The 18,157-nt window shown below is 42.1% G+C and carries 18 protein-coding genes and 1 riboswitch; of the genes, 15 read left to right on the top strand and 3 right to left on the bottom strand.

What is annotated here, in order from left to right; genetic code table 11:
- Positions 1-18 precede the first annotated feature (18 nt).
- The 3 genes from MKY99_RS29680 (at position 19) to MKY99_RS29670 (ending at position 3,757) form a co-directional block, all read left to right on the top strand.
- Positions 19-1,656, top strand: a complete 1,638-nt coding sequence (locus MKY99_RS29680) for a methyl-accepting chemotaxis protein (RefSeq protein WP_339267900.1) — start codon at positions 19-21, stop codon at positions 1,654-1,656.
- 110 nt (positions 1,657-1,766) lie between these two features.
- Positions 1,767-2,990, top strand: a complete 1,224-nt coding sequence (locus tag MKY99_RS29675; RefSeq protein ID WP_339267898.1) for an amidohydrolase — start codon at positions 1,767-1,769, stop codon at positions 2,988-2,990.
- A gap of 20 nt (positions 2,991-3,010) precedes the next feature.
- The gene (locus tag MKY99_RS29670) at positions 3,011-3,757 is read left to right on the top strand and encodes a uracil-DNA glycosylase family protein (RefSeq protein ID WP_339267896.1); all 747 of its coding nucleotides are present in this window, start codon (positions 3,011-3,013) and stop codon (positions 3,755-3,757) included.
- A gap of 91 nt (positions 3,758-3,848) precedes the next feature.
- Here the strand turns inward: MKY99_RS29670 and MKY99_RS29665 are convergent, their stop codons facing one another.
- Entirely contained in the window at positions 3,849-4,763 is a 915-nt protein-coding gene (locus MKY99_RS29665; protein ID WP_042192888.1) for a phosphatidate cytidylyltransferase, read from the bottom strand.
- Positions 4,764-4,858: 95 nt separating this feature from the next.
- On the opposite strand from MKY99_RS29665, the gene MKY99_RS29660 reads away from it, so the two are divergent.
- Both MKY99_RS29660 and MKY99_RS29655 read left to right on the top strand, forming a co-directional pair.
- Positions 4,859-5,401, top strand: coding sequence for a hypothetical protein (locus MKY99_RS29660; protein ID WP_339244026.1), 543 nt, complete (start codon positions 4,859-4,861; stop codon positions 5,399-5,401).
- A 14-nt stretch (positions 5,402-5,415) separates the two neighbouring features.
- Positions 5,416-6,171, top strand: coding sequence for a class I SAM-dependent methyltransferase (locus MKY99_RS29655; RefSeq protein WP_339267894.1), 756 nt, complete (start codon positions 5,416-5,418; stop codon positions 6,169-6,171).
- Between the two features lie 208 nt (positions 6,172-6,379).
- On the opposite strand, the gene MKY99_RS29650 is transcribed toward MKY99_RS29655, so the two are convergent.
- Positions 6,380-6,946 (bottom strand): TetR/AcrR family transcriptional regulator, encoded by a 567-nt coding sequence (locus MKY99_RS29650; RefSeq protein ID WP_339267892.1) that lies wholly within the window; start codon positions 6,944-6,946, stop codon positions 6,380-6,382.
- Positions 6,947-7,311: 365 nt separating this feature from the next.
- Between MKY99_RS29650 and MKY99_RS29645 the strand changes: the two genes are divergently transcribed.
- From MKY99_RS29645 to MKY99_RS29615, 7 genes are all read left to right on the top strand, one after another.
- Positions 7,312-8,073 carry an SDR family oxidoreductase gene (locus tag MKY99_RS29645; protein WP_339267890.1) on the top strand — a complete coding sequence of 254 codons (762 nt, stop codon included), beginning with the start codon at positions 7,312-7,314 and terminating at the stop codon, positions 8,071-8,073.
- 120 nt (positions 8,074-8,193) lie between these two features.
- A complete protein-coding gene (locus MKY99_RS29640; protein ID WP_042192872.1) occupies positions 8,194-8,988 on the top strand; it encodes an alpha/beta hydrolase in 795 nt (264 codons plus the stop codon).
- Between the two features lie 40 nt (positions 8,989-9,028).
- Positions 9,029-10,018 carry a sensor domain-containing diguanylate cyclase gene (locus MKY99_RS29635; protein WP_339267888.1) on the top strand — a complete coding sequence of 330 codons (990 nt, stop codon included), beginning with the start codon at positions 9,029-9,031 and terminating at the stop codon, positions 10,016-10,018.
- 71 nt (positions 10,019-10,089) lie between these two features.
- On the top strand, positions 10,090-10,773 hold the full coding sequence (locus MKY99_RS29630; protein WP_339267886.1) for a response regulator transcription factor: 684 nt from the start codon (positions 10,090-10,092) through the stop codon (positions 10,771-10,773).
- A 1-nt stretch (position 10,774) separates the two neighbouring features.
- Positions 10,775-11,743, top strand: a complete 969-nt coding sequence (locus MKY99_RS29625; RefSeq protein ID WP_339267884.1) for a HAMP domain-containing sensor histidine kinase — start codon at positions 10,775-10,777, stop codon at positions 11,741-11,743.
- 82 nt (positions 11,744-11,825) lie between these two features.
- Positions 11,826-12,497: an ABC transporter ATP-binding protein gene (locus MKY99_RS29620; protein WP_339267882.1), complete on the top strand. Its 672-nt coding sequence runs from the start codon at positions 11,826-11,828 to the stop codon at positions 12,495-12,497.
- Between the two features lies 1 nt (position 12,498).
- The gene (locus MKY99_RS29615; protein WP_339267880.1) at positions 12,499-15,039 is read left to right on the top strand and encodes an FtsX-like permease family protein; all 2,541 of its coding nucleotides are present in this window, start codon (positions 12,499-12,501) and stop codon (positions 15,037-15,039) included.
- 66 nt (positions 15,040-15,105) lie between these two features.
- Here the strand turns inward: MKY99_RS29615 and MKY99_RS29610 are convergent, their stop codons facing one another.
- Positions 15,106-15,957 carry a leucine-rich repeat domain-containing protein gene (locus MKY99_RS29610; RefSeq protein ID WP_339267878.1) on the bottom strand — a complete coding sequence of 284 codons (852 nt, stop codon included), beginning with the start codon at positions 15,955-15,957 and terminating at the stop codon, positions 15,106-15,108.
- Positions 15,958-15,982: 25 nt separating this feature from the next.
- Here MKY99_RS29610 and MKY99_RS29605 point away from each other — a divergent pair, with 25 nt between their 5' ends.
- From MKY99_RS29605 to MKY99_RS29595, 3 genes are all read left to right on the top strand, one after another.
- Positions 15,983-16,153: a hypothetical protein gene (locus tag MKY99_RS29605; protein WP_339267876.1), complete on the top strand. Its 171-nt coding sequence runs from the start codon at positions 15,983-15,985 to the stop codon at positions 16,151-16,153.
- 49 nt (positions 16,154-16,202) lie between these two features.
- On the top strand, positions 16,203-17,186 hold the full coding sequence (locus tag MKY99_RS29600) for an EAL domain-containing protein (protein ID WP_339267874.1): 984 nt from the start codon (positions 16,203-16,205) through the stop codon (positions 17,184-17,186).
- A 109-nt stretch (positions 17,187-17,295) separates the two neighbouring features.
- Complete coding sequence (locus MKY99_RS29595; protein WP_231573362.1) at positions 17,296-17,868, top strand: hypothetical protein; 573 nt, start codon at positions 17,296-17,298, stop codon at positions 17,866-17,868.
- A gap of 157 nt (positions 17,869-18,025) precedes the next feature.
- Positions 18,026-18,112, top strand: a riboswitch (cyclic di-GMP riboswitch).
- The last annotated feature ends 45 nt before the right edge of the window (positions 18,113-18,157 follow it).

The following is an 18,157-nucleotide window of genomic DNA, read 5'->3' as shown; positions in this document are numbered from 1 at the left end:
TGGAAGGGAATTCAGACATTGAAGAAGAAAACCGTTCGAACCATCGTTATGACCGTTTCTGTAGTATACATGGTGTTGATTTTTGCAGGTCTATGTATGTACACATTTTCTAAGTTTAATGAAATTCTCAGTCATGAAGTTGAACAAAAGCTTAACTATAAGGTGGAGCTTACTTCTACTAAACTGAATAGTCGATTGTCGAATGATTTTCAGAAGAGCTTGGCTGAAATGAGTGAGGAGGATGCAGGTTATTATTTTGTCATAGATAAAGCTGGTCGATATGTAGCAAGCCAGAACCCTAAGCACGATATAGGTAAAGCTATATTTGATGAACCGGACATACAGTTGCAGAAGGTTGGTCAGGTCATAGCACAATCTACGGGAACTAGTGGTACGGAGGACTCGAAGAATGTTTATGCTTTTACAAGGATCGGCGATACAGATTACAAGCTAGTGCTGGTGATGCCTGTAGAACAGATCTTGGAGCCAATGATGAACAACCAATATTTAATTATTGGCGGTTTTGTTATCGCTTTGATTATTTTTATTGTCTTACTCTTCATTATCTTAACCCGACTTATTGTACGACCGCTGCGAAGAATCAATGAGCATGTAATGGAGCTTGTTGAACACGGAGGCGATCTGACTAAGAAGCTGGACATGAAGCGTAATGATGAGATTGGGATGTTGGCGTATTCCATGAATCAGTTTCTGGATAACATTCGGGCCATCGTCGGGAATGTCACTTCACAGGCCAATCATCTGAATGAAAATGCAGAAATACTTCAAGTTTCAGCAGAGCAGACAAATGAGACATCCAAGCAAATTACCACGATTATTACGGATATGGCTGTGAGGTCGACGGAGCAAGCAGAACATGTGCGGCAAGTACTCACGATGATGGAACGGACAGGGGAAATCTCTGAGGAAATTATTCAGGAAACGGTAAAGACAGTTCACGATTCCAATCATTTAATAAAAGCGGTGCAAACTGGCCAGAGTGCAAACCGGGCATCTGTAGATCACTTGGAAACTATGGTTAGTTCCATTGAGCGTTCAACAGAAACCATTGCACAGCTGAACAGCCGATCCAGCCAAATCGGTGAGATCATTAACGTGATTTCCGAATTGGCTAGTCAGACGAATCTACTCGCGCTAAATGCAGCCATTGAAGCGGCCCGCGCTGGAGAGCAAGGGAAAGGTTTTGCAGTAGTTGCAGGAGAGATCCGTAAGCTTGCTGAAGGTTCCGAAAGAGCAGCCGAGCAGATTGCCGAGCTTGTTGGCGCAATTCAAGCGGATACGAATGCAGCGGTCAAAACGATGGAATCGAGTCAACAAGTGGTCAATCAACAGAATGATTTAGTATTACAAGGGCAACAATCTCTGGAGGAAATCGTTCAGAAGGTTGATCTAACAACCCAAAGCACGCTGCGAATTCAAGGCATATTTGGTGAGCTGTCTACAATGTCACATCAATCATTGAAGGCTCTAGTGCAATCTTCGCAACTCATTGATCAGTCGGCATCGTCCTCACAGGAAGTAGCGGCTTCCACGGAGGAGCAACTTGCGACTATCGATGAGATGACGACCAAACTTAGAGAACTCAGCGAGTTATCTGTATTTTTAAAGTTAGAAGTTGGGATATTTACGATATAGTCTTATGCTAAAAACCTTTCAAACATTTTTTATATAGGAAGGGCTATGGTACCATTTAGGATAAAGTGGTTCGCACCTATATTAAATCGTTGAGAAAAGGATGGGGTAGCATGTTGAATGCTTCTTACTGGTTAACCAATATAAGATTAGAGCAGGGTTATGTTATTGAGGATGGACAAGTGGTTGGTACAGATACGAGGGTTTGTCATATCCGAATTGACGGGGATAACATTTCGGAAGTGGTTGGAGCGGACGTAGAGCTTCAGAGTCATCTACCTAAATATGACTGCAAAGGGTTATTGATGCTTCCTTCCTTTGAGGAGGCACATATCCATTTAGATAAAACATATTTCGCTGGACCATGGAAAGCGGTAAAGCCTGCAGCCGGTGTCTTCGAACGCATTGAGGAAGAGAAGGTATTATTGCCTAAGCTGCTGCCTATGGCGAGACAACAAGCGGAGAGCATCTTGACGCTTATACAGCGTTTCGGTGCCACATATGTGCGTAGTCATTGTAATATTGAGCCTGTCAGCGGTCTGAAGCGTTTAGAGGCAACCCTGCAAGCATTGGATACCTTCTCCGGCAAAATTTCATCTGAAATTGTAGCCTTTCCGCAGCATGGTCTGCTTCGCTCTAATTCTGTTGAATTAGTAAAGCAATCCCTGGCAGAGGGGGCAACCTATGTAGGTGGTGTCGATCCATACTCAGTGGATGGAGATATCGAGAAGTCACTCCAGACCATGGTCGAGCTAGCGGTAATGAATAATGCTGGCATTGATCTTCACTTACATGATGGAAAAGAAGCAGGAAAGCAGACGCTATCGCGTTTGGCTGATCTCACAGAAGAAGCTGGCTTACAGGGCAAGGTGACCGTTAGTCACGCATTCTGGTTCGCAGGTGCATCGCAGCAGGAAGCAGAGGAAATGGCTGCACGGATGGCATCACTTAGTATGGGTATTGCATCCACAGTACCTATTGGAAGAATGATGATGCCACTACCGATGCTGCACAGCCAAGGTGTACAAGTGAAACTGGCAACAGACAGCCTTACGGATCACTGGTCTCCTTTTGGAAATGGAGATCAATTGGAGAAGGCGGGACGGTACGCAGAGTTATATGGGTGTAGTGATGAAGGGTCATTATCGCAATCCCTTAGATTCATAACAGGAGGGATAACGCCTCTTAATCTAAAAGGTGAACAGGTATGGCCAAAAGTAGGAGACACGGCAAGCTTTGTGCTGCTGCATGCCAGCTGCTCGGCCGAAGCAGTAGCAAGAAGAGCGGACCGTCAAGCGGTATGGTTCGAAGGGCGTCTCGTGAGTGGATCATTATAGGGACATGAGAGGTGGATGACATGCTCATCTCTAACCATTTACAACAGTATAAATCAGCGATGCTCTCTCTTCCGAAGGGGACCGTGCTATCGAAAGATGATCTGCAGGTGGATAAGCTTCTAATGAAGCGAAGCGGGAAGCTTGAAATGTACTATGCACCGCACAATGAATACATTAATCCATCTGCAAAGGTGATCATTATCGGACTAACACCCGGTTTTACACAAATGAGAATAGCCATACAAGAAGCAGTCATTGGGTTGAAAGCCGGGCTTTCAGATGAAGAGGTATGCAGAAAAGCAAAAGAAGCGGCGAGATTCGCAGGCTCCATGAGGAGTACGTTAATTCACATGCTAGATACACTTGGGCTTCATCAGTACTTGAACCTTACCTCTTGTGACCAATTGTTTCAGAAGCAGCAAACGAACTTGCATACCACCTCTTTATTGAGGTTTCCTGTGTTCGTAGAGAAGAAAAATTATAATGGGGCACATCCTAAGCTACGTTCAGATCCGTTCCTTAGAGAATGTGCGCTATTGTCGTTAGAGCAGGAGCTGGGCATCCTGAGCCAAGCTTTAATTATTCCTCTAGGAAAAACGGTGGAGGGAATGCTCCAGCTTTTGGTATCTGAGGGTAAGCTCGATGATCACCGCTGTTTATGGGGATTTCCTCATCCTTCTGGAGCGAACGGACATAGATTTAAGCAGTTTGCCAGCCAGCAAGAGGACATGACAAAGACGCTCCAAGATCATTTATGGAACGTCTGAGTGATTGATCTTATCGCAACGATTAATTCTAAGGAGCAAGGCAGTGGAGAACCTATCGGCCAAGCGATCAAAATCGTTGTAGAAAACTAATTTACATGAAATCGAAGAAATAACGGATGACATGGAAAAAGACCGGCGAGGTGTAGGTCAAGCTATCCACACGGCTTAAATAGCTTTCTTTTAAAGCTACAAATTTATCGCCATCACCGATGAGCAAATCTCGCTTCAGCACGGAAACCGTTAAGCTACCCAAGAAGCCGCTCAAACTGATTAGCATGCCTGACAGGAAACCGAAGATCGGGTTGAGCGGCGTCAGGTAGGGATAGATCAAATAGGAGACCCCGGTTGTTACGACAAACGCACAGGCAAAACCTTCCCAGGTCAAATACGGGTTGGCGGTTGGGACCACTTTGCGCTTTCCCATATAAAGGGATGCGAGATAGTGGACCACATCATTCAGCTGTGTCAGCACTACTAGGAATAATACAAGCCCCGCTCCATACTCCGGTGTAGCAAATTGAAAATAAGCTAAGTGACTAAGTCCGAAGACCATCAGCATTAATCCCCACTGGGTTGAACTAACACTACGCAGGAAGCCAACTGTCCCTTTATTAATGAGCCTAGGTAGCGGTAGGAGTAAGAATACATAGACTGGAATAAACACAATGAACATCCCGTACCATTCGATATAAATCCAGTAGAACTGTAGAGGAATGGATAAGTACGCCCACAGAAATAGTCTGCGGTCGGATTTTCGTGACTTTATCATGGAAAAATATTCTTTGAGTGCGAAGAAGGTCAGCACCATGAGTGCCAATAGTGAGACGACTGGATTAAAGAGAGTAGCCAAACAAAAGATAAAAAGCATTCCCCACCAGGTTTTGATGCGGAAGCCGATCCCTGTATAGTCTTTACTGGGCTGTAATTTGCCTATAACTACATACATCAAGTGAATGGCCGATAAGGCCGCAAAAATCAGGATTACCGTTAATAGAGAGCGGTCGATAGCTAATCACCAACTTGTCGTAGAGTAGATTCCATTAATGGGTTCATATGTTATTATGAAGGAAACGTTCAATCTTGATAAGGGGAAAATTGTAAATGGCAGATGATCCATCGATCTTTATCTTGCTTACGAATACCGGAACGCTCTTTACGAAGCTTATTCAAGGCTACACGAGAGCTCCTTATAATCATGCCTCGATCTCCTTTAATCGGGAGCTTTCCGAGTTATATAGCTTTGGCAGAAAGCACCCGAGCAACCCTCTAAACGGAGGATTCGTGAAGGAGGATATTAAGACAGGCACGTTCAGCAAATATCCAAATACGACGTGTGTTCTATATGAACTTCAAGTTACAGCCCGTGAAGTGGAGAAGATGGAGCGGGTACTCAAAGTCTTTATCCGAAGCCGGCAAAAGTATCTCTATAATATTCTCGGCGTGATTGGTATCGCTTTGAAGGAACCTGTTGAATTCAGCAACTCTTATTTCTGCTCACAATTTGTAGCGGAAATTCTGGAGAGGTCCGGCATTAAGCTATGGAACAAGCTGCCTGCGCTCGTAACGCCGGATGATTTTCGGCAAAGCGATCGGCTGAAGCTAATCTATCAAGGCAAATTAAGTGAGTACGAACCTAAAAGCTAAGGGAGAGTATTGGGATGAATAACAAAGAACGGTTCTCAAATCGGGTAGATTCGTATGTGAAATACCGCCCGAGTTATCCTAAAGAAGCCATTGATTATTTATACAATACGATTGGGCTAAAATCGAATTGTGATATTGCGGATATTGGCGCAGGAACAGGAATATTCTCAGCACTGCTTCTGGAGCGCGGGTGTCGCGTGACTGCCGTTGAACCAAATCCGGAAATGCGTACAGCTGCGGAGGAGAAGTTCGCAAAGGATAACCATTTCCGCGCATTGCCTGGGTCTGCCGAGAAGACAGAATTGCCAGACCAGTCTGTAGACTTTATCGTGTGTGCCCAGGCGTTTCACTGGTTTGATAGGGATGCAGCGCAATTGGAATTCAAGCGGATTCTTAAACCGGGTGGAAAGGCAGTTCTGATATGGAATTCTCGGCGTACTTACGGTACCCCATTTCTGGAGGAATATGAGCAGCTCGTGCAAACCTTCGGCACCGACTACATTCAAGTTAATCATAAGAATATTACCCCTGAAATCCTTAGCTCCTTTTTTAAGGCAGGGCAGATGCAAGTAGCGCACTTTAGCAATCAGCAGGTGTTTGATTTCGAGGGATTAAGCGGACGGGCGAGATCATCTTCCTACATTCCGGCCCCCGGAGATCCACGTTACGAGAATATGATGACGGAGCTGAGGAACCTATTTGAACGAAATAAACAGGATGATAAAGTGTTTTTTGAATATGAGACCGAGGTCTATTGGGGCCAAGTATAATAAATGAAATCAGCATATTAAAAAGACTCAAATCCTAGTGATAACAGGGATTGAGTCTTTTTTTACTTTTAGTTACGAAAGATGAACGTAAAAGGTGGTGGATTCGCCGACCGTGCTTTTGGCGTAAATTTTTCCTTTATGAGGTTCAACGCTGTATCTATCTTCAGCATAAATGAGACTGACCGTTCTGGAGGTTGTTAGAAGTAATCTAGTTTCTATTCACTGGGGTGGAACCCAACTCAATCGGTTTATTAGAAGTGTTGATAACTACATTGTGTGAATTAAAAGACAGAATTTGAATCAGCTGCTCTGCCATATGGTTCGCAGTATATTTGAACCCTCCCTTTACCCATTCCATGATTAATCCAAATAGAGCATAGGCCGTATAGCTAGAAAATAATTCGATATTTATATTGTTATTAGTATTATTAACCGCGACTAAGTCCTGCTTGGTTAGCTCCTTTAAGATGTCACAAATCTTATTTTGAAACCCGGGCAGAACATTGGAATTTACAATGATGGTATAAAAATTAGAGTAGGAAACGACATGCTCAAAAATTTTGATGCTAGAGGTAGTAAGCTCACTCAACATGAATTTATCTGTATGGAGATAGGGATCTTTATAAGCCTTAACTAAATCCTCCAGCACATCATCAATCAGCTCATTCAGAAGTTCTTCTTTGGTTTGATAATGCTTATAGAAGGTTCCACGGTTTAAATCGGCTAGGGTAACAATATCGGTTATCGTAATGGTGCGGAAATTCTTTTTTTCCATGAGTAATATCAATGCATTTTTTAGTTCTTTCTTCGATTTACTCGTTCTTCGATTTTTAAGCAACAGAAGACCACCTAACTGTCTATTTTCTATTCCTATTTCAACACAATTCCAAGTTATATATATTTATGAACATTTGATGTCTCATTTGTATATTGATAGTTAAATTGCAGAAGATTAAACTTGAGTAGAATAAATTTTAAGTGATTTAGAGATTTTATAAAATATAAGGAAGTATAAGTTTCACGCTATACTTTATCCTTATATTTCTCGCATATACGCTTACCGTCCCATTAAGGACGCCGAAGGCGTTTTTGCTTGTATTGATACTTACATTATAGATAAACGTAAAGGAGACTTCCAACATGAAACTTCAAGACAGAGTTGCAGTTGTTACCGGAGCAGCCTCGGGTATGGGGAAATCTATCGCAGAGTTGTACGCTAAAGAAGGTGCTAAAGTAATAGTAGCCGATCTTAACCTCGAAGGTGCGGAACAAGTCGCAGCAGGAATCGTTAGTAATGGTGGAGTAGCTAAGGCGTTGAAAGTAAATGTTGCTCTAGTCGAAGATATCAATAACATGATTGATACCGCAGTAAAGGAATATGGAACGCTAGATATACTAGTGAATAATGCGGGTATTATGGACGGCTTTGAGCCAGTTGGTGATATTAATGATGAGAGATGGGATCTTATCTTTGACATCAATACCAAAAGTGTAATGCGGTCCACACGTAAAGCGCTACCTATTTTCCTCGAAAAAGGAAAGGGCGTTATTGTGAATACCGCTTCTACCGGTGGCGTAAGTGGTGCTCATGCTGGAGCAACTTATACTGCCTCCAAACATGCAGTAGTAGGCTTGACGAAAAATACAGCTTTTATGTATGCCAACAAAGGCATTCGTTGTAATGCCATCGCACCAGGAGCTACTGCCACTAACATTAGTGCTTCTATGAAAAATATTAATGAGTTCGGCATGAGCCGCACTCAACTAACACAGGCTGTAATTCCTCGTGTAGGTTCACCTGAAGAAATCGCACAAGTTGCGTTATTCCTGGCTTCAGATGATTCCAGTTTTGTAAACGGAGCAGTCCTCGCTGCCGATGCGGGATGGACTTCAGCATTCTAAAATTAGATATCATAAAAACTCCGCTAGAGATTACTCTAGCGGAGTTTTTTATGCTCTTGATATTTCCAGGTGAACCCTTCAAAATAGAGAGAATGCTAACTATAGAGGGAGTTATATGAAATGAACGATGTTAGGGCGCGGAATCATGTGAAAGTGATTGGAGAAGGAGAAAGAACCATCCTTTTTGCACATGGATTTGGGTGTGACCAGAGCATGTGGCAGTTTATCACGCCTTCTTTTGAGAAGAAATATCGAATCGTTCTATTTGATTATGTAGGTTCAGGTAACTCAGATTTAAGTGCATATACAACAGATAAATATCATACGCTCCACGGCTATGTACAGGATGTATTGGATGTCATCGAAACGTTGGAACTCAAAGATATTATTTTTATAGGTCATTCGATTAGCTCTATGATCGGGATGCTTGCTTCGATTGAGCGGCCGGATTATTTTGATAAAATGATTATGATTGGTCCTTCTTCATGTTATTTAAATGAGGGGGATACTTATTTCGGAGGCTTCGAGAAGAGCGATATTACCGAGCTTCTGGAGATGATGGAGATGAATTTTGCTGGCTGGGCTAGCTTTATGGCACCTCTTGCTATGAACAACCCTGACCCAATGTTAACGAAAGAGCTGGAGCGCAGCTTTATCTCGGCAGATCCTGTTATTGCAAGGGAATTTGCAGAAGTTACGTTCTTTTCAGATCATAGGGAAGATCTACCTAAGGCTACAATCCCTACACTTATTCTACAATGCTCGGATGACAGTATCGTACCTATAGCGGCTGGAGAATATCTACATAAACACTTGAATAATAGCACCTTCCGGTTAATGGAGGCTAAAGGGCATTACCCGCATATAAGCCATCCTGAGGAGACCATCACTTTAATTAATGAATATCTTACGTAAGCTAGATGAGATTATGCTGTGTTGAAAGGATATTTAGATCATGGATGACCGATTAAGATTTGCGCCTTGTGGCTATGTTTCTATTACCCATGAAGGAATAATCAAGGATGTAAATCAGACGTTCTTGGACCGTATGGGGTATAAGCAGGTTGATTTGGTGCATAAGCATTTTGAATCTATCATGTCTACGGCAAACAAGCTTATTTTTCATTCATACTTCTATCCTTTTATCAATCTGAATGGACAGGTGGAAGAGTTATTTATCAATTTGAAGGACAGCAAGGGACAAGCCGTCCCTTACTTGTTAAATGGCAGACGCCTTGAGTGTGAAGGTGTAGAGGTCATTGATTGTATTTTAGTACAGATGGGCAAACGTATTGATTATGAGCTAGAGTTACGATCTGCGAAGAAGCAAATAGAAGAGGCTTATTGGGAAAAAGATCAGGCGCTGGCAAAGCTCAAACAAATTCACCTGGAAATCGAGCAAAAGCAAGCTGAATTGATGGAGATGAATGCCGTTTTAGTAGAATTATCTAATACAGATAAGCTGACTGGGCTGAAGAATAGAAGGTTTCTTCAAGAGAAGCTGGAAGAGCAGATTGTAGGGTATGGCCAAGTTCAAGCAGCATTTTCGCTGTGTATTATAGATATTGATCATTTTAAAAAAGTGAACGACACCTATGGGCATCAGACAGGTGACTATGTACTGGAGAAAATGGCGAGTATCTTGAAACTGCAATCTCGTAAAGAGGATATGGCGGTTAGATATGGCGGTGAGGAATTCATACTTCTTTTACCTAATACAGACATCTCGGAGTCAAAGACTATAGCTGAGAATTTACGGAAATCTATCGCGTATTCAACTTGGGAAATGGGCCGGATTACGGTGAGTATTGGTATAGCTACATTTATTCCAGCCGATTCAGAAACCACCCTTCTGCAAAAAGCTGATCAAGCGCTCTATGCCTCTAAAGAACAGGGGAGAAACCGCGTCACGCATAGCATAGATTTGAATGAAAAGCTTCTTTAACAGGGGGCTTTTTTTTAATACAATAATAGTTATGCTGTGTAATATTGAAGTTATGAAAGGGGGTATGAACCATGCCCAATATCTTAATCGTAGAAGACGACATCGCATTGAATAACGGTATTGTCCTCTCTTTAAGGCAGGAGTCTTTTAGCTTTCTACAAGCCTTCACAATTAAACAAGCCGATCAATTTCTTGTCAGCCATGAAATTGATTTGATTATTTTGGATATTAATCTTCCTGATGGTAATGGTGCTGAATGGTGCGGAGAAATTCGCAAGACTTCCGCTGTTCCCATCTTAATGTTAACTGCTAATGATATGGAGATTGACGTAGTGACGGGGTTTGAGCTAGGTGCGGATGATTATATGACCAAGCCTTTTAGCCTCATGATTCTACGGGCGCGAGTAGCGGCACTTTTGCGCAGAGCGGCTTCGGACAAGGGCGTCACATCCGTCCTGCGGATTGATGATTTCAGCTTTAACTTTGATGAGATGGAATTCACGAATAAAGGACAGCAAGTCGTTCTAAGTAAGACGGAGCAGAAGCTGTTGCGTCTGCTTGTCTTAAATAAGGGGATTACAGTTTCACGTGCTACATTAATTGATAAGATCTGGACGGATGGTACAGAATACGTGGATGAGAACGCATTGTCCGTTACGATTAGCCGCCTGCGCAATAAGTTGGAGGAAGTACCAGCAGCGCCTCGGTATATTCAAACGGTGTATGGAATTGGATATACGTGGGCGGTGAAATAACATGCCAAATGTTTATATGTATGTGATCGTGGCGGTAGTCGTTGCTGCTATTGCTAGTAGCTTGACCGCGTTCATTTATAATCGCAATAACAAAGCTATGTTTAATCAAATAAATTCGATGTTGGATAAGGCCATTAATAATACGTTTGCGGAATCCAGCTATGATGAAACAATGCTGTCTCAAATGGAGACGAAGCTGAATCGATTTCTAATTGCGTCCACCACAGGTGAGCGGGATATTAGTAGGGAGAAAGATCGTATTAAGATGCTAATCTCGGATATATCGCATCAGACGAAGACACCCATTGCTAATATTCTACTGTATGTCCAGCTATTACAAGAGCAAGAGCAAACAGGCAGTCCTACAGCAGATCTGAGTAGCCAGATCGCACAGCAATCGGAGAAATTGAATTTCCTGATCCAAGCGTTGATTAAGACGTCACGAATGGAGGCAGGAATTATCTATGTCAATCCGCAGCCCAATCGAATCAAGGATTTAATCCAATGTACAGTTGCCCAGGTAGAAGAGCAAGCACAACTCAAGCATATAAGTCTCAATATAGAATGTGAAGAGGAGTTAACTGCCATATTTGATCCCAAGTGGACCGAGGAGGCCCTCTTTAATATTGTAGATAATAGCATCAAATACACACCTGAACAGGGTATGATTACGATCTCTACCACAGCATATGAGTTATTCATACGTATGGATATTACAGATACGGGTATCGGTATGGAGGAACATGAGATTAATCTGATTTTTAAACGCTTCTATCGCTCGCCTCAGGTGAGTCAGGTAGAAGGTGTAGGTATAGGACTTTACTTGACAAGAGAGATTATAACGATGCAAAAGGGCTATATCAAAGTGAGCTCTGCTGTTCAAAAAGGTTCCACCTTTTCAATCTTCCTACCGAGAGAGCCTTCTCCCTCCAAATCTTTCAATACTGATAGATTTCCGAAAGAAGCATGAAAGAAGTGGCTGTTATAGTCTATATCGTAGGATGCTAAAGGCATTTACGGTATAGATTTTTTCTTATGGAGGATGATTTCGAATGAAAATATTAGAGACCTGTGATCTGATGAAACATTATGGAAATGAACTGAATAAAGTACGCGCTTTAGATGGTATTAATTTAGCTATAGAGAATGGAGAGTTCGTTGCCATTGTAGGAACCTCGGGCAGTGGTAAATCTACATTGCTACATATGCTAGGAGGTCTGGATCGTCCTACTAGCGGTGAGGTATTAGTCGAAGGGAAGAACATCTTTGATCTAAAAGATGATGAATTGACGATTTTTCGTCGCCGCAAGATCGGGTTTATTTTTCAAAACTATAACTTAGTACCGATATTGAATGTATTTGAGAATATCGTTTTGCCCATTGAACTAGATGGGAATAAGGTAGATCAAGATTTTGTTGGACAAATTGTGACAACGCTAGGACTAGAGAGCAAGCTGTATAGCCTGCCTAATAACCTTTCCGGTGGACAGCAGCAACGGGTAGCCATTGCGAGAGCCCTTGCCACTAAACCAGCAATCATTCTGGCTGATGAACCTACAGGTAATTTGGACAGCAAGACAAGTATGGATGTGCTGGGATTACTTAAGGTAACAAGTAAGCAATTCAATCAAACGATCGTCATGATTACTCATAACGAAGAGATCGCTCAATTGGCGGACCGTGTGATTCGCATCGAGGACGGCAAAATTGTAGGTGGTGAGTAACATGATGAAGGTTTCCAATCGGAAGATTGTATCTCGGCTTGCCTTTGCCAGCTTTAAAGCTAACAAGACTAGAAATCTGATGGCGATTATTGCGATTTCATTAACTACTGTTTTATTTACCACGCTGTTTACGATCGGTATAGGGATGGGAAAGAGCTTTCAGAACCAAACGATGCGACAAAGTGGGGGGAGTGCTCATGGGGCACTTAAGTACATTACAGAAGAGCAGTTCAACGCGATCAAAGATCATCCGCTGATTAAAGAAATTGGTTATAACAAATTCATTACGTATGCTGATAATCCAGAGTTCTTGAAGCGTCCCGTGGAGATGCGGTATGAGGATGAAGCGGATACTAAGCTACGATTCACTGCACCAACGACAGGGCGTATACCACAGCAAGAAGATGAGATTATTACAGATAGCATGACCTTGGATCTGCTCGGAATTCCTCATCTGGTAGGTGAGAAAGTAACGCTGTCCTATACGATTAAAGAAAAGATTTACCATAAGGATTTCGTGTTAAGCGGTTTTTGGGAAAGTGACACAGCTTCCCAAAATGTGGGAACTGCGGTAGTGTCCAAAGCATTTGTAGATACGGTTTTGGCTGATATACCGCTCACCTATAAAACGGATTATGATATGACAGGTACAATCAGTGCAGATATTCTGTTCAGCAATAGCCGAAATATCCAGCAGAAGCTTGAACAAGTAGTTACAGAAAGCGGCTATACCTATCGTTCAGACGATAGTGTAGGTCCCGCGAGCTCCACCGATATTGAGGGTAATCCGAACTGGGCATATCTATCATCAAGTTTTAATTTCGATCCATCAACCCTCATATCTGCCGCTGCAGCAGCGATACTGATTATTATCACAGGATATTTGATCATTTTTAATATCTTTCAAATCTCCGTCATTAAGGATATTAAATTTTATGGATTGCTGAAAACGATTGGAACAACGTCTAAACAGATTAAAAGCATGCTTACTAAGCAAGCACTACTGCTTTCTGTAATCGGTATTCCCTTTGGATTAGTAATTGGATTCGTCATAGGTAAAGCTTGTTTACCAATGATTGTAGGAGTCAGTGAAATTGGGGCCACAGTAGCCGAAGTGTCTCTGAATCCAATTATATTTATTGGAGCGGCATTATTTGCGCTAATCACTATATTTATTAGTACTCGTAAGCCTGGCAAGATAGCAGGTAGTGTTTCCCCTGTGGAGGCGGTACGTTACAGTGAGGTTACCGATCATATCCATAAAACCAGTAAGAAGGGTACCGATGGTGGTAAACTGCATAAAATGGCACGCTCTAATCTCAGCCGCAACAAAAAGCGTACGCTGTTAGTAGTATTGTCACTCTCGCTTAGTCTAGTAGTGCTTAATACTGTATTTACGCTCTCCAAGGGAATGGATATGGATAAGTATCTTTCGAAATTCGCAGATACGGACTTCCTGATCGGTCATGCCAATTATTTTAATCTGAATATGTTTCGTTCTGAAGAAGATGAGTTATCTGAAAGCTTTATTCATGCCGTAAAGTCTCAGCCAGGATTCGAAGAGGGCGGTAAATTATATTACAATTTGAGTGATAGTAAGATTCACTATACTGGCGATAATCGAATCGCTTATACCGGTCATAGTCTTCTTCTTCCTGAAGGCGATGATCAACAGCTTGATTTATATGGGTTAGAGGATTTGCCTTTCTCAAGGCTTGACATTGTGGAAGGAGAACTGGATTTAGACAAGCTTGCGACGGGAAAATATATCATTGAAGGATTACCTGCTGATGATCATGATAATGTTCAATGGGATGTCGACCGCTACAAAATTGGGGAGAAGGTACAGATCACTGTAGATGGTCAAATGCATGAATATGAAGTTCTAGCGAAAGCAAAAACAGACTATTATACGAATACCAATCGCAGGGGAAGCAGCTTTACGATGTACCTGCCTGCAGATGAATTTACTAAGATTGTTGAACGGCCTATAGTTATGACTTATGCATTTAACGTTGAGAAAAACTATGAGCAAGCTATGGATACCTTTCTGAAGAGTTATACGAAAGATACTGAGCCTCTTATGAATTATGACTCTAAGCTGACCTTACTAGATAGCTTTAAAGGACTACAAAGCATGCTTATCAATGTCGGTGGAATGTTATGCCTGATCATTGGTTTGATAGGTATTTTGAATTTCATTAATTCCATGCTGACTAGCCTACTATCCCGTCGACAAGAGTTTGCGATTATGCAAAGTATAGGTATGACGGATAAACAATTACGTAAGATGGTAGTTTTTGAAGGACTATATTATGCAGCTGCGACGATCATTGTTTCGCTTGTTCTCGGTATACTCTTTTCCTATGGAGTTATTGGAGGTGTGGTCGGGAACTTGTGGTTCTTCAGTTATAAGTTCACCATTATCCCTTTACTGATGGCATATCCTGCGCTACTTGTCCTGTCTGTTATTATTCCGTATGTTGCCTTTCGGAGTATAAGTAAGCAAAGTGTTGTGGAACGATTAAGAGATACAGTTTAAGCTTGAACAAAAGGGAACAGATTGGGCGAAAGGTCCAAGTCTGTTCCCTTTTTTTTATCAGTGTGACTATTTATAAACGATACATCCTCTTTGCTCTAATTGCTCTACAATGTCTGTTCCCCTCAAGCTGTGATTCCATCTGAGATCCAGCTTCTCTAATCGATCCAGCTGTAGCAGGGAATCTGGAATCTCCTGCAGATGATTATCTCTTAGGTCAAGCTCTATGAGGCTGCTTAGTTGACCTATTTCCTCAGGCAGCTGATTCAGTTTATTTTTTCTAAGGTTCAGTCTTCTTAGCTTGCTTAGTTTACCAATGGATAAAGGCAGCGCAGCAATTCGATTATCACTTAAATCAAGAATCCGAAGCTCTTCTATAGCACCCAAATGCTCGGGTAAAACGGTCAGTTGATTGCCATACAGATGGAGCTCTCTTAACCCTTTTATTTGTGTGATCGAATCAGGTAGACCTTCTAGCTGATTGTAATATAGCCGCAATTCAATTAGACTGCTCATTTCGCCTATACGGACAGGCAATTGCTTGAGGTGATTATCTGTTACGTTCAGATACTTGAGCTTCTGGAGATTACAAAGCTGCTCCGGCAGCTGTTCGAACTGATTATTGCTTAGATATAGAAAGGAATTCAACCCTTGCAGTCCGCCAATGCTCTCCGGCAGTACTTTTAGTCGATTATGGCCTAAATCCAGCATTTGCAAGTGAACTAAACGACTGATGTTGTCGGGTAACCGTTCGATTTCATTACCCGCATAATTTAGTACTTCTAATTCATCATGAAGGAAGAGCTGATCGGGAATCTCTTTAATGTGGTTGTTGTACATGCTGAGTTCTAGTAGAGGATTACTCTCAAAAATGATCTCTGGCGTTTCGGTAAGTCCTTTTCCGTCAAAATTATATCTCATGAATGGATCTCCTTTATAATTCGTATTGGCATCAAGCCTATGTGACAACGTTACGATAGAATATAACAGGATGATGATTTATTATCAGTATGTTGGCATACAAAACTATGGAATGTTTTTTGATATTCAACATCAGCAGATCACCGTGTTAGACCCGGCGTATTTACTGGAGTATACGGATTTTGATTGTGACTAGTAGTTCCGGGATCTTTTTCAGAGAATCGTTAATTAGAGGGGTTACCAATATGGCTTGTAATCATTGTGCAGTAAGAGAGCTGGATTTTCAAATCAAGGTTCATGGTGAGCTTAATCTTAGGGTTTTACCTGAGGTTATTCATCACTTGAGTAGAAGTAATACGATACATAAGGTAGAAGAAAATGTGATTACGATAAAGGAGGCTGGGGTGCGGGATTTTCTAGATTTCTGTAATGACCATATGGAGTCGGAGCAGTTTGAATTCCGTATAGATGACCAAACATGGAGACCTCTATCCGAATTACCTACTGTACTTGATATGGAGTGGATTGATGAGGTTATAACTAAGGGCTTAGTTACTTGTCACTTCCAACCGATTGTGAACGTACGGGAAGAGATTTTTGCATACGAGCTCCTATCCAGATTTAAAAAAGAAGATGGGTCCCTTATCTATCCTAATGAGATTTTTGCGGCGGCACGGAATCGTGGGCGTTTATATGCTTTAGACCGGTTATGTAGAATGACTGCTGTAAAATATGCTGCACCCTTAAATAAAAAAACGTTTATTAATTTTATCCCAACGTCGATCTACGCGCCAGAGTTCTGCTTAAGATCAACCGTTGAACTGGCCAATCAATTAGGCGTCGATCCCTCTCTTTTTGTCTTTGAAGTTGTTGAGACGGAGAAAGTGGATGATCTCGCTCATTTGAAAGCTATTTTGATATATTACAAGGATCGGGGATTTGAATACGCTTTAGATGATGTTGGCGAGGGCTTCAGCACGATCGAGATGTTATTGGAGCTTAAACCCCATTACATGAAGCTGGATATGAAATATGTGCAGGGTGTGTCCAGCGATCTGAACAAACAGAAAATAGCTAAACAATTTTTACAAAAAGCTTTAGAAATACAATCCGTTCCTTTAGCAGAAGGTGTGGAGTTTAGAGAGGACTTTGAATGGCTTAAGCAGAGTGGTTATCAGTTGTTTCAGGGATATTTATTTGGAAAGCCTGATCCTATTCCCAAACAGTGATCCTAATGAGTATAACTCCGTCTAGAGGATGAGATGAATTTCAGGTCAGAGTCTGAGTACAGCCAACCCCCGGGGTTGTATAATTAAGGTAATTGAGAAGGGGGACGGGATGGATATGAAATGGCATAAGTACATCACACACTGGGCGGATTCTAGAGGGTTAGGTGGACGAGAAATTGATTATCAATGGCCGTCTCCATCATTTCCGGTGGTAAGTATTCGCAGCAATTTGGGTCGCTACTCAGGTCAGGGGTATGGTCACGGAAGCAAGCCACAAGTGAAGACAGCTGTTGGATTAATTGCTATTGGAGATGTGGCTGTAGGCTTGATTTCCATAGGTGCGATAAGCGTAGGGGTTCTATCCGTGGGTGCAATATCACTAGGAATGTGGTTAGCCCTTGGAGCGATAGCAATTAGCTGGCTTGGCTTCGCAGCTGGAGCGATTGCCATTGCAGGAGTGGCTGTAGGCGCGATCGCGATAGCCGAAAAAGCGTTGGGAGCTGTCGCCATAGGTGATACGGCATTTGGGGCGGTAGCCATAGGACGGATTGCTGGGGGAGCAGTAGCTATTGGCCAATGGGCATATGGCCTAATCGCAGTTGGCGAGCATGGCTTCGGGTTAATTCCCATCACGGGCGATGTGTGGAATTGGTTCCGGCGTTTGTTTGGTGCGGGGAGTTAAGTAGACCTCCAGTCCTAAAGTGTCCTCTCTCTTCCGGGATACTCGATAAAGAATATCTATCACGATAGAAAAAGTAATTGCAATTACCTATTCGGATTTCATACCAATTAATCATGCGATCAGATGTAGCGTTATGTTACTCTTTGTAATGTATTCGAAACTTCATAGGCAAACCTATGGAAATGTAGGGACGCAAAGCTATAGGGACTAAGGTTATCATAACTATTGTCAGCCAGCTGCCAAAGAGTGTATTACGCTTTTTGTTAAAGTTTAATAAAAATTAAGTCTT

The organism is Paenibacillus sp. FSL R5-0470, from assembly GCF_037975205.1.
Lineage (GTDB): Bacteria > Bacillota > Bacilli > Paenibacillales > Paenibacillaceae > Paenibacillus_AQ.
Note: the sequence above shows the minus strand (reverse complement) of the source record. Positions and strands in the feature narration are given on the sequence as shown.

What these genes read in the sequence shown, in the direction of transcription:
- MKY99_RS29600 (WP_339267874.1), top strand. Translation starts at nt 16,203, where the DNA reads ATGGCTTGTAATCATTGTGCAGTAAGAGAGCTGGATTTTCAAATCAAG.
- MKY99_RS29655 (WP_339267894.1), top strand. Translation starts at nt 5,416, where the DNA reads ATGAATAACAAAGAACGGTTCTCAAATCGGGTAGATTCGTATGTGAAA.
- MKY99_RS29660 (WP_339244026.1), top strand. Translation starts at nt 4,859, where the DNA reads ATGGCAGATGATCCATCGATCTTTATCTTGCTTACGAATACCGGAACG.
- MKY99_RS29635 (WP_339267888.1), top strand. Translation starts at nt 9,029, where the DNA reads ATGGATGACCGATTAAGATTTGCGCCTTGTGGCTATGTTTCTATTACC.
- MKY99_RS29670 (WP_339267896.1), top strand. Translation starts at nt 3,011, where the DNA reads ATGCTCATCTCTAACCATTTACAACAGTATAAATCAGCGATGCTCTCT.
- MKY99_RS29625 (WP_339267884.1), top strand. Translation starts at nt 10,775, where the DNA reads ATGCCAAATGTTTATATGTATGTGATCGTGGCGGTAGTCGTTGCTGCT.
- MKY99_RS29645 (WP_339267890.1), top strand. Translation starts at nt 7,312, where the DNA reads ATGAAACTTCAAGACAGAGTTGCAGTTGTTACCGGAGCAGCCTCGGGT.
- MKY99_RS29595 (WP_231573362.1), top strand. Translation starts at nt 17,296, where the DNA reads ATGGATATGAAATGGCATAAGTACATCACACACTGGGCGGATTCTAGA.
- MKY99_RS29610 (WP_339267878.1), bottom strand. Translation starts at nt 15,957, where the DNA reads ATGAGATATAATTTTGACGGAAAAGGACTTACCGAAACGCCAGAGATC.
- MKY99_RS29620 (WP_339267882.1), top strand. Translation starts at nt 11,826, where the DNA reads ATGAAAATATTAGAGACCTGTGATCTGATGAAACATTATGGAAATGAA.
- MKY99_RS29650 (WP_339267892.1), bottom strand. Translation starts at nt 6,946, where the DNA reads ATGGAAAAAAAGAATTTCCGCACCATTACGATAACCGATATTGTTACC.
- MKY99_RS29675 (WP_339267898.1), top strand. Translation starts at nt 1,767, where the DNA reads ATGTTGAATGCTTCTTACTGGTTAACCAATATAAGATTAGAGCAGGGT.
- MKY99_RS29640 (WP_042192872.1), top strand. Translation starts at nt 8,194, where the DNA reads ATGAACGATGTTAGGGCGCGGAATCATGTGAAAGTGATTGGAGAAGGA.
- MKY99_RS29615 (WP_339267880.1), top strand. Translation starts at nt 12,499, where the DNA reads ATGATGAAGGTTTCCAATCGGAAGATTGTATCTCGGCTTGCCTTTGCC.
- MKY99_RS29630 (WP_339267886.1), top strand. Translation starts at nt 10,090, where the DNA reads ATGCCCAATATCTTAATCGTAGAAGACGACATCGCATTGAATAACGGT.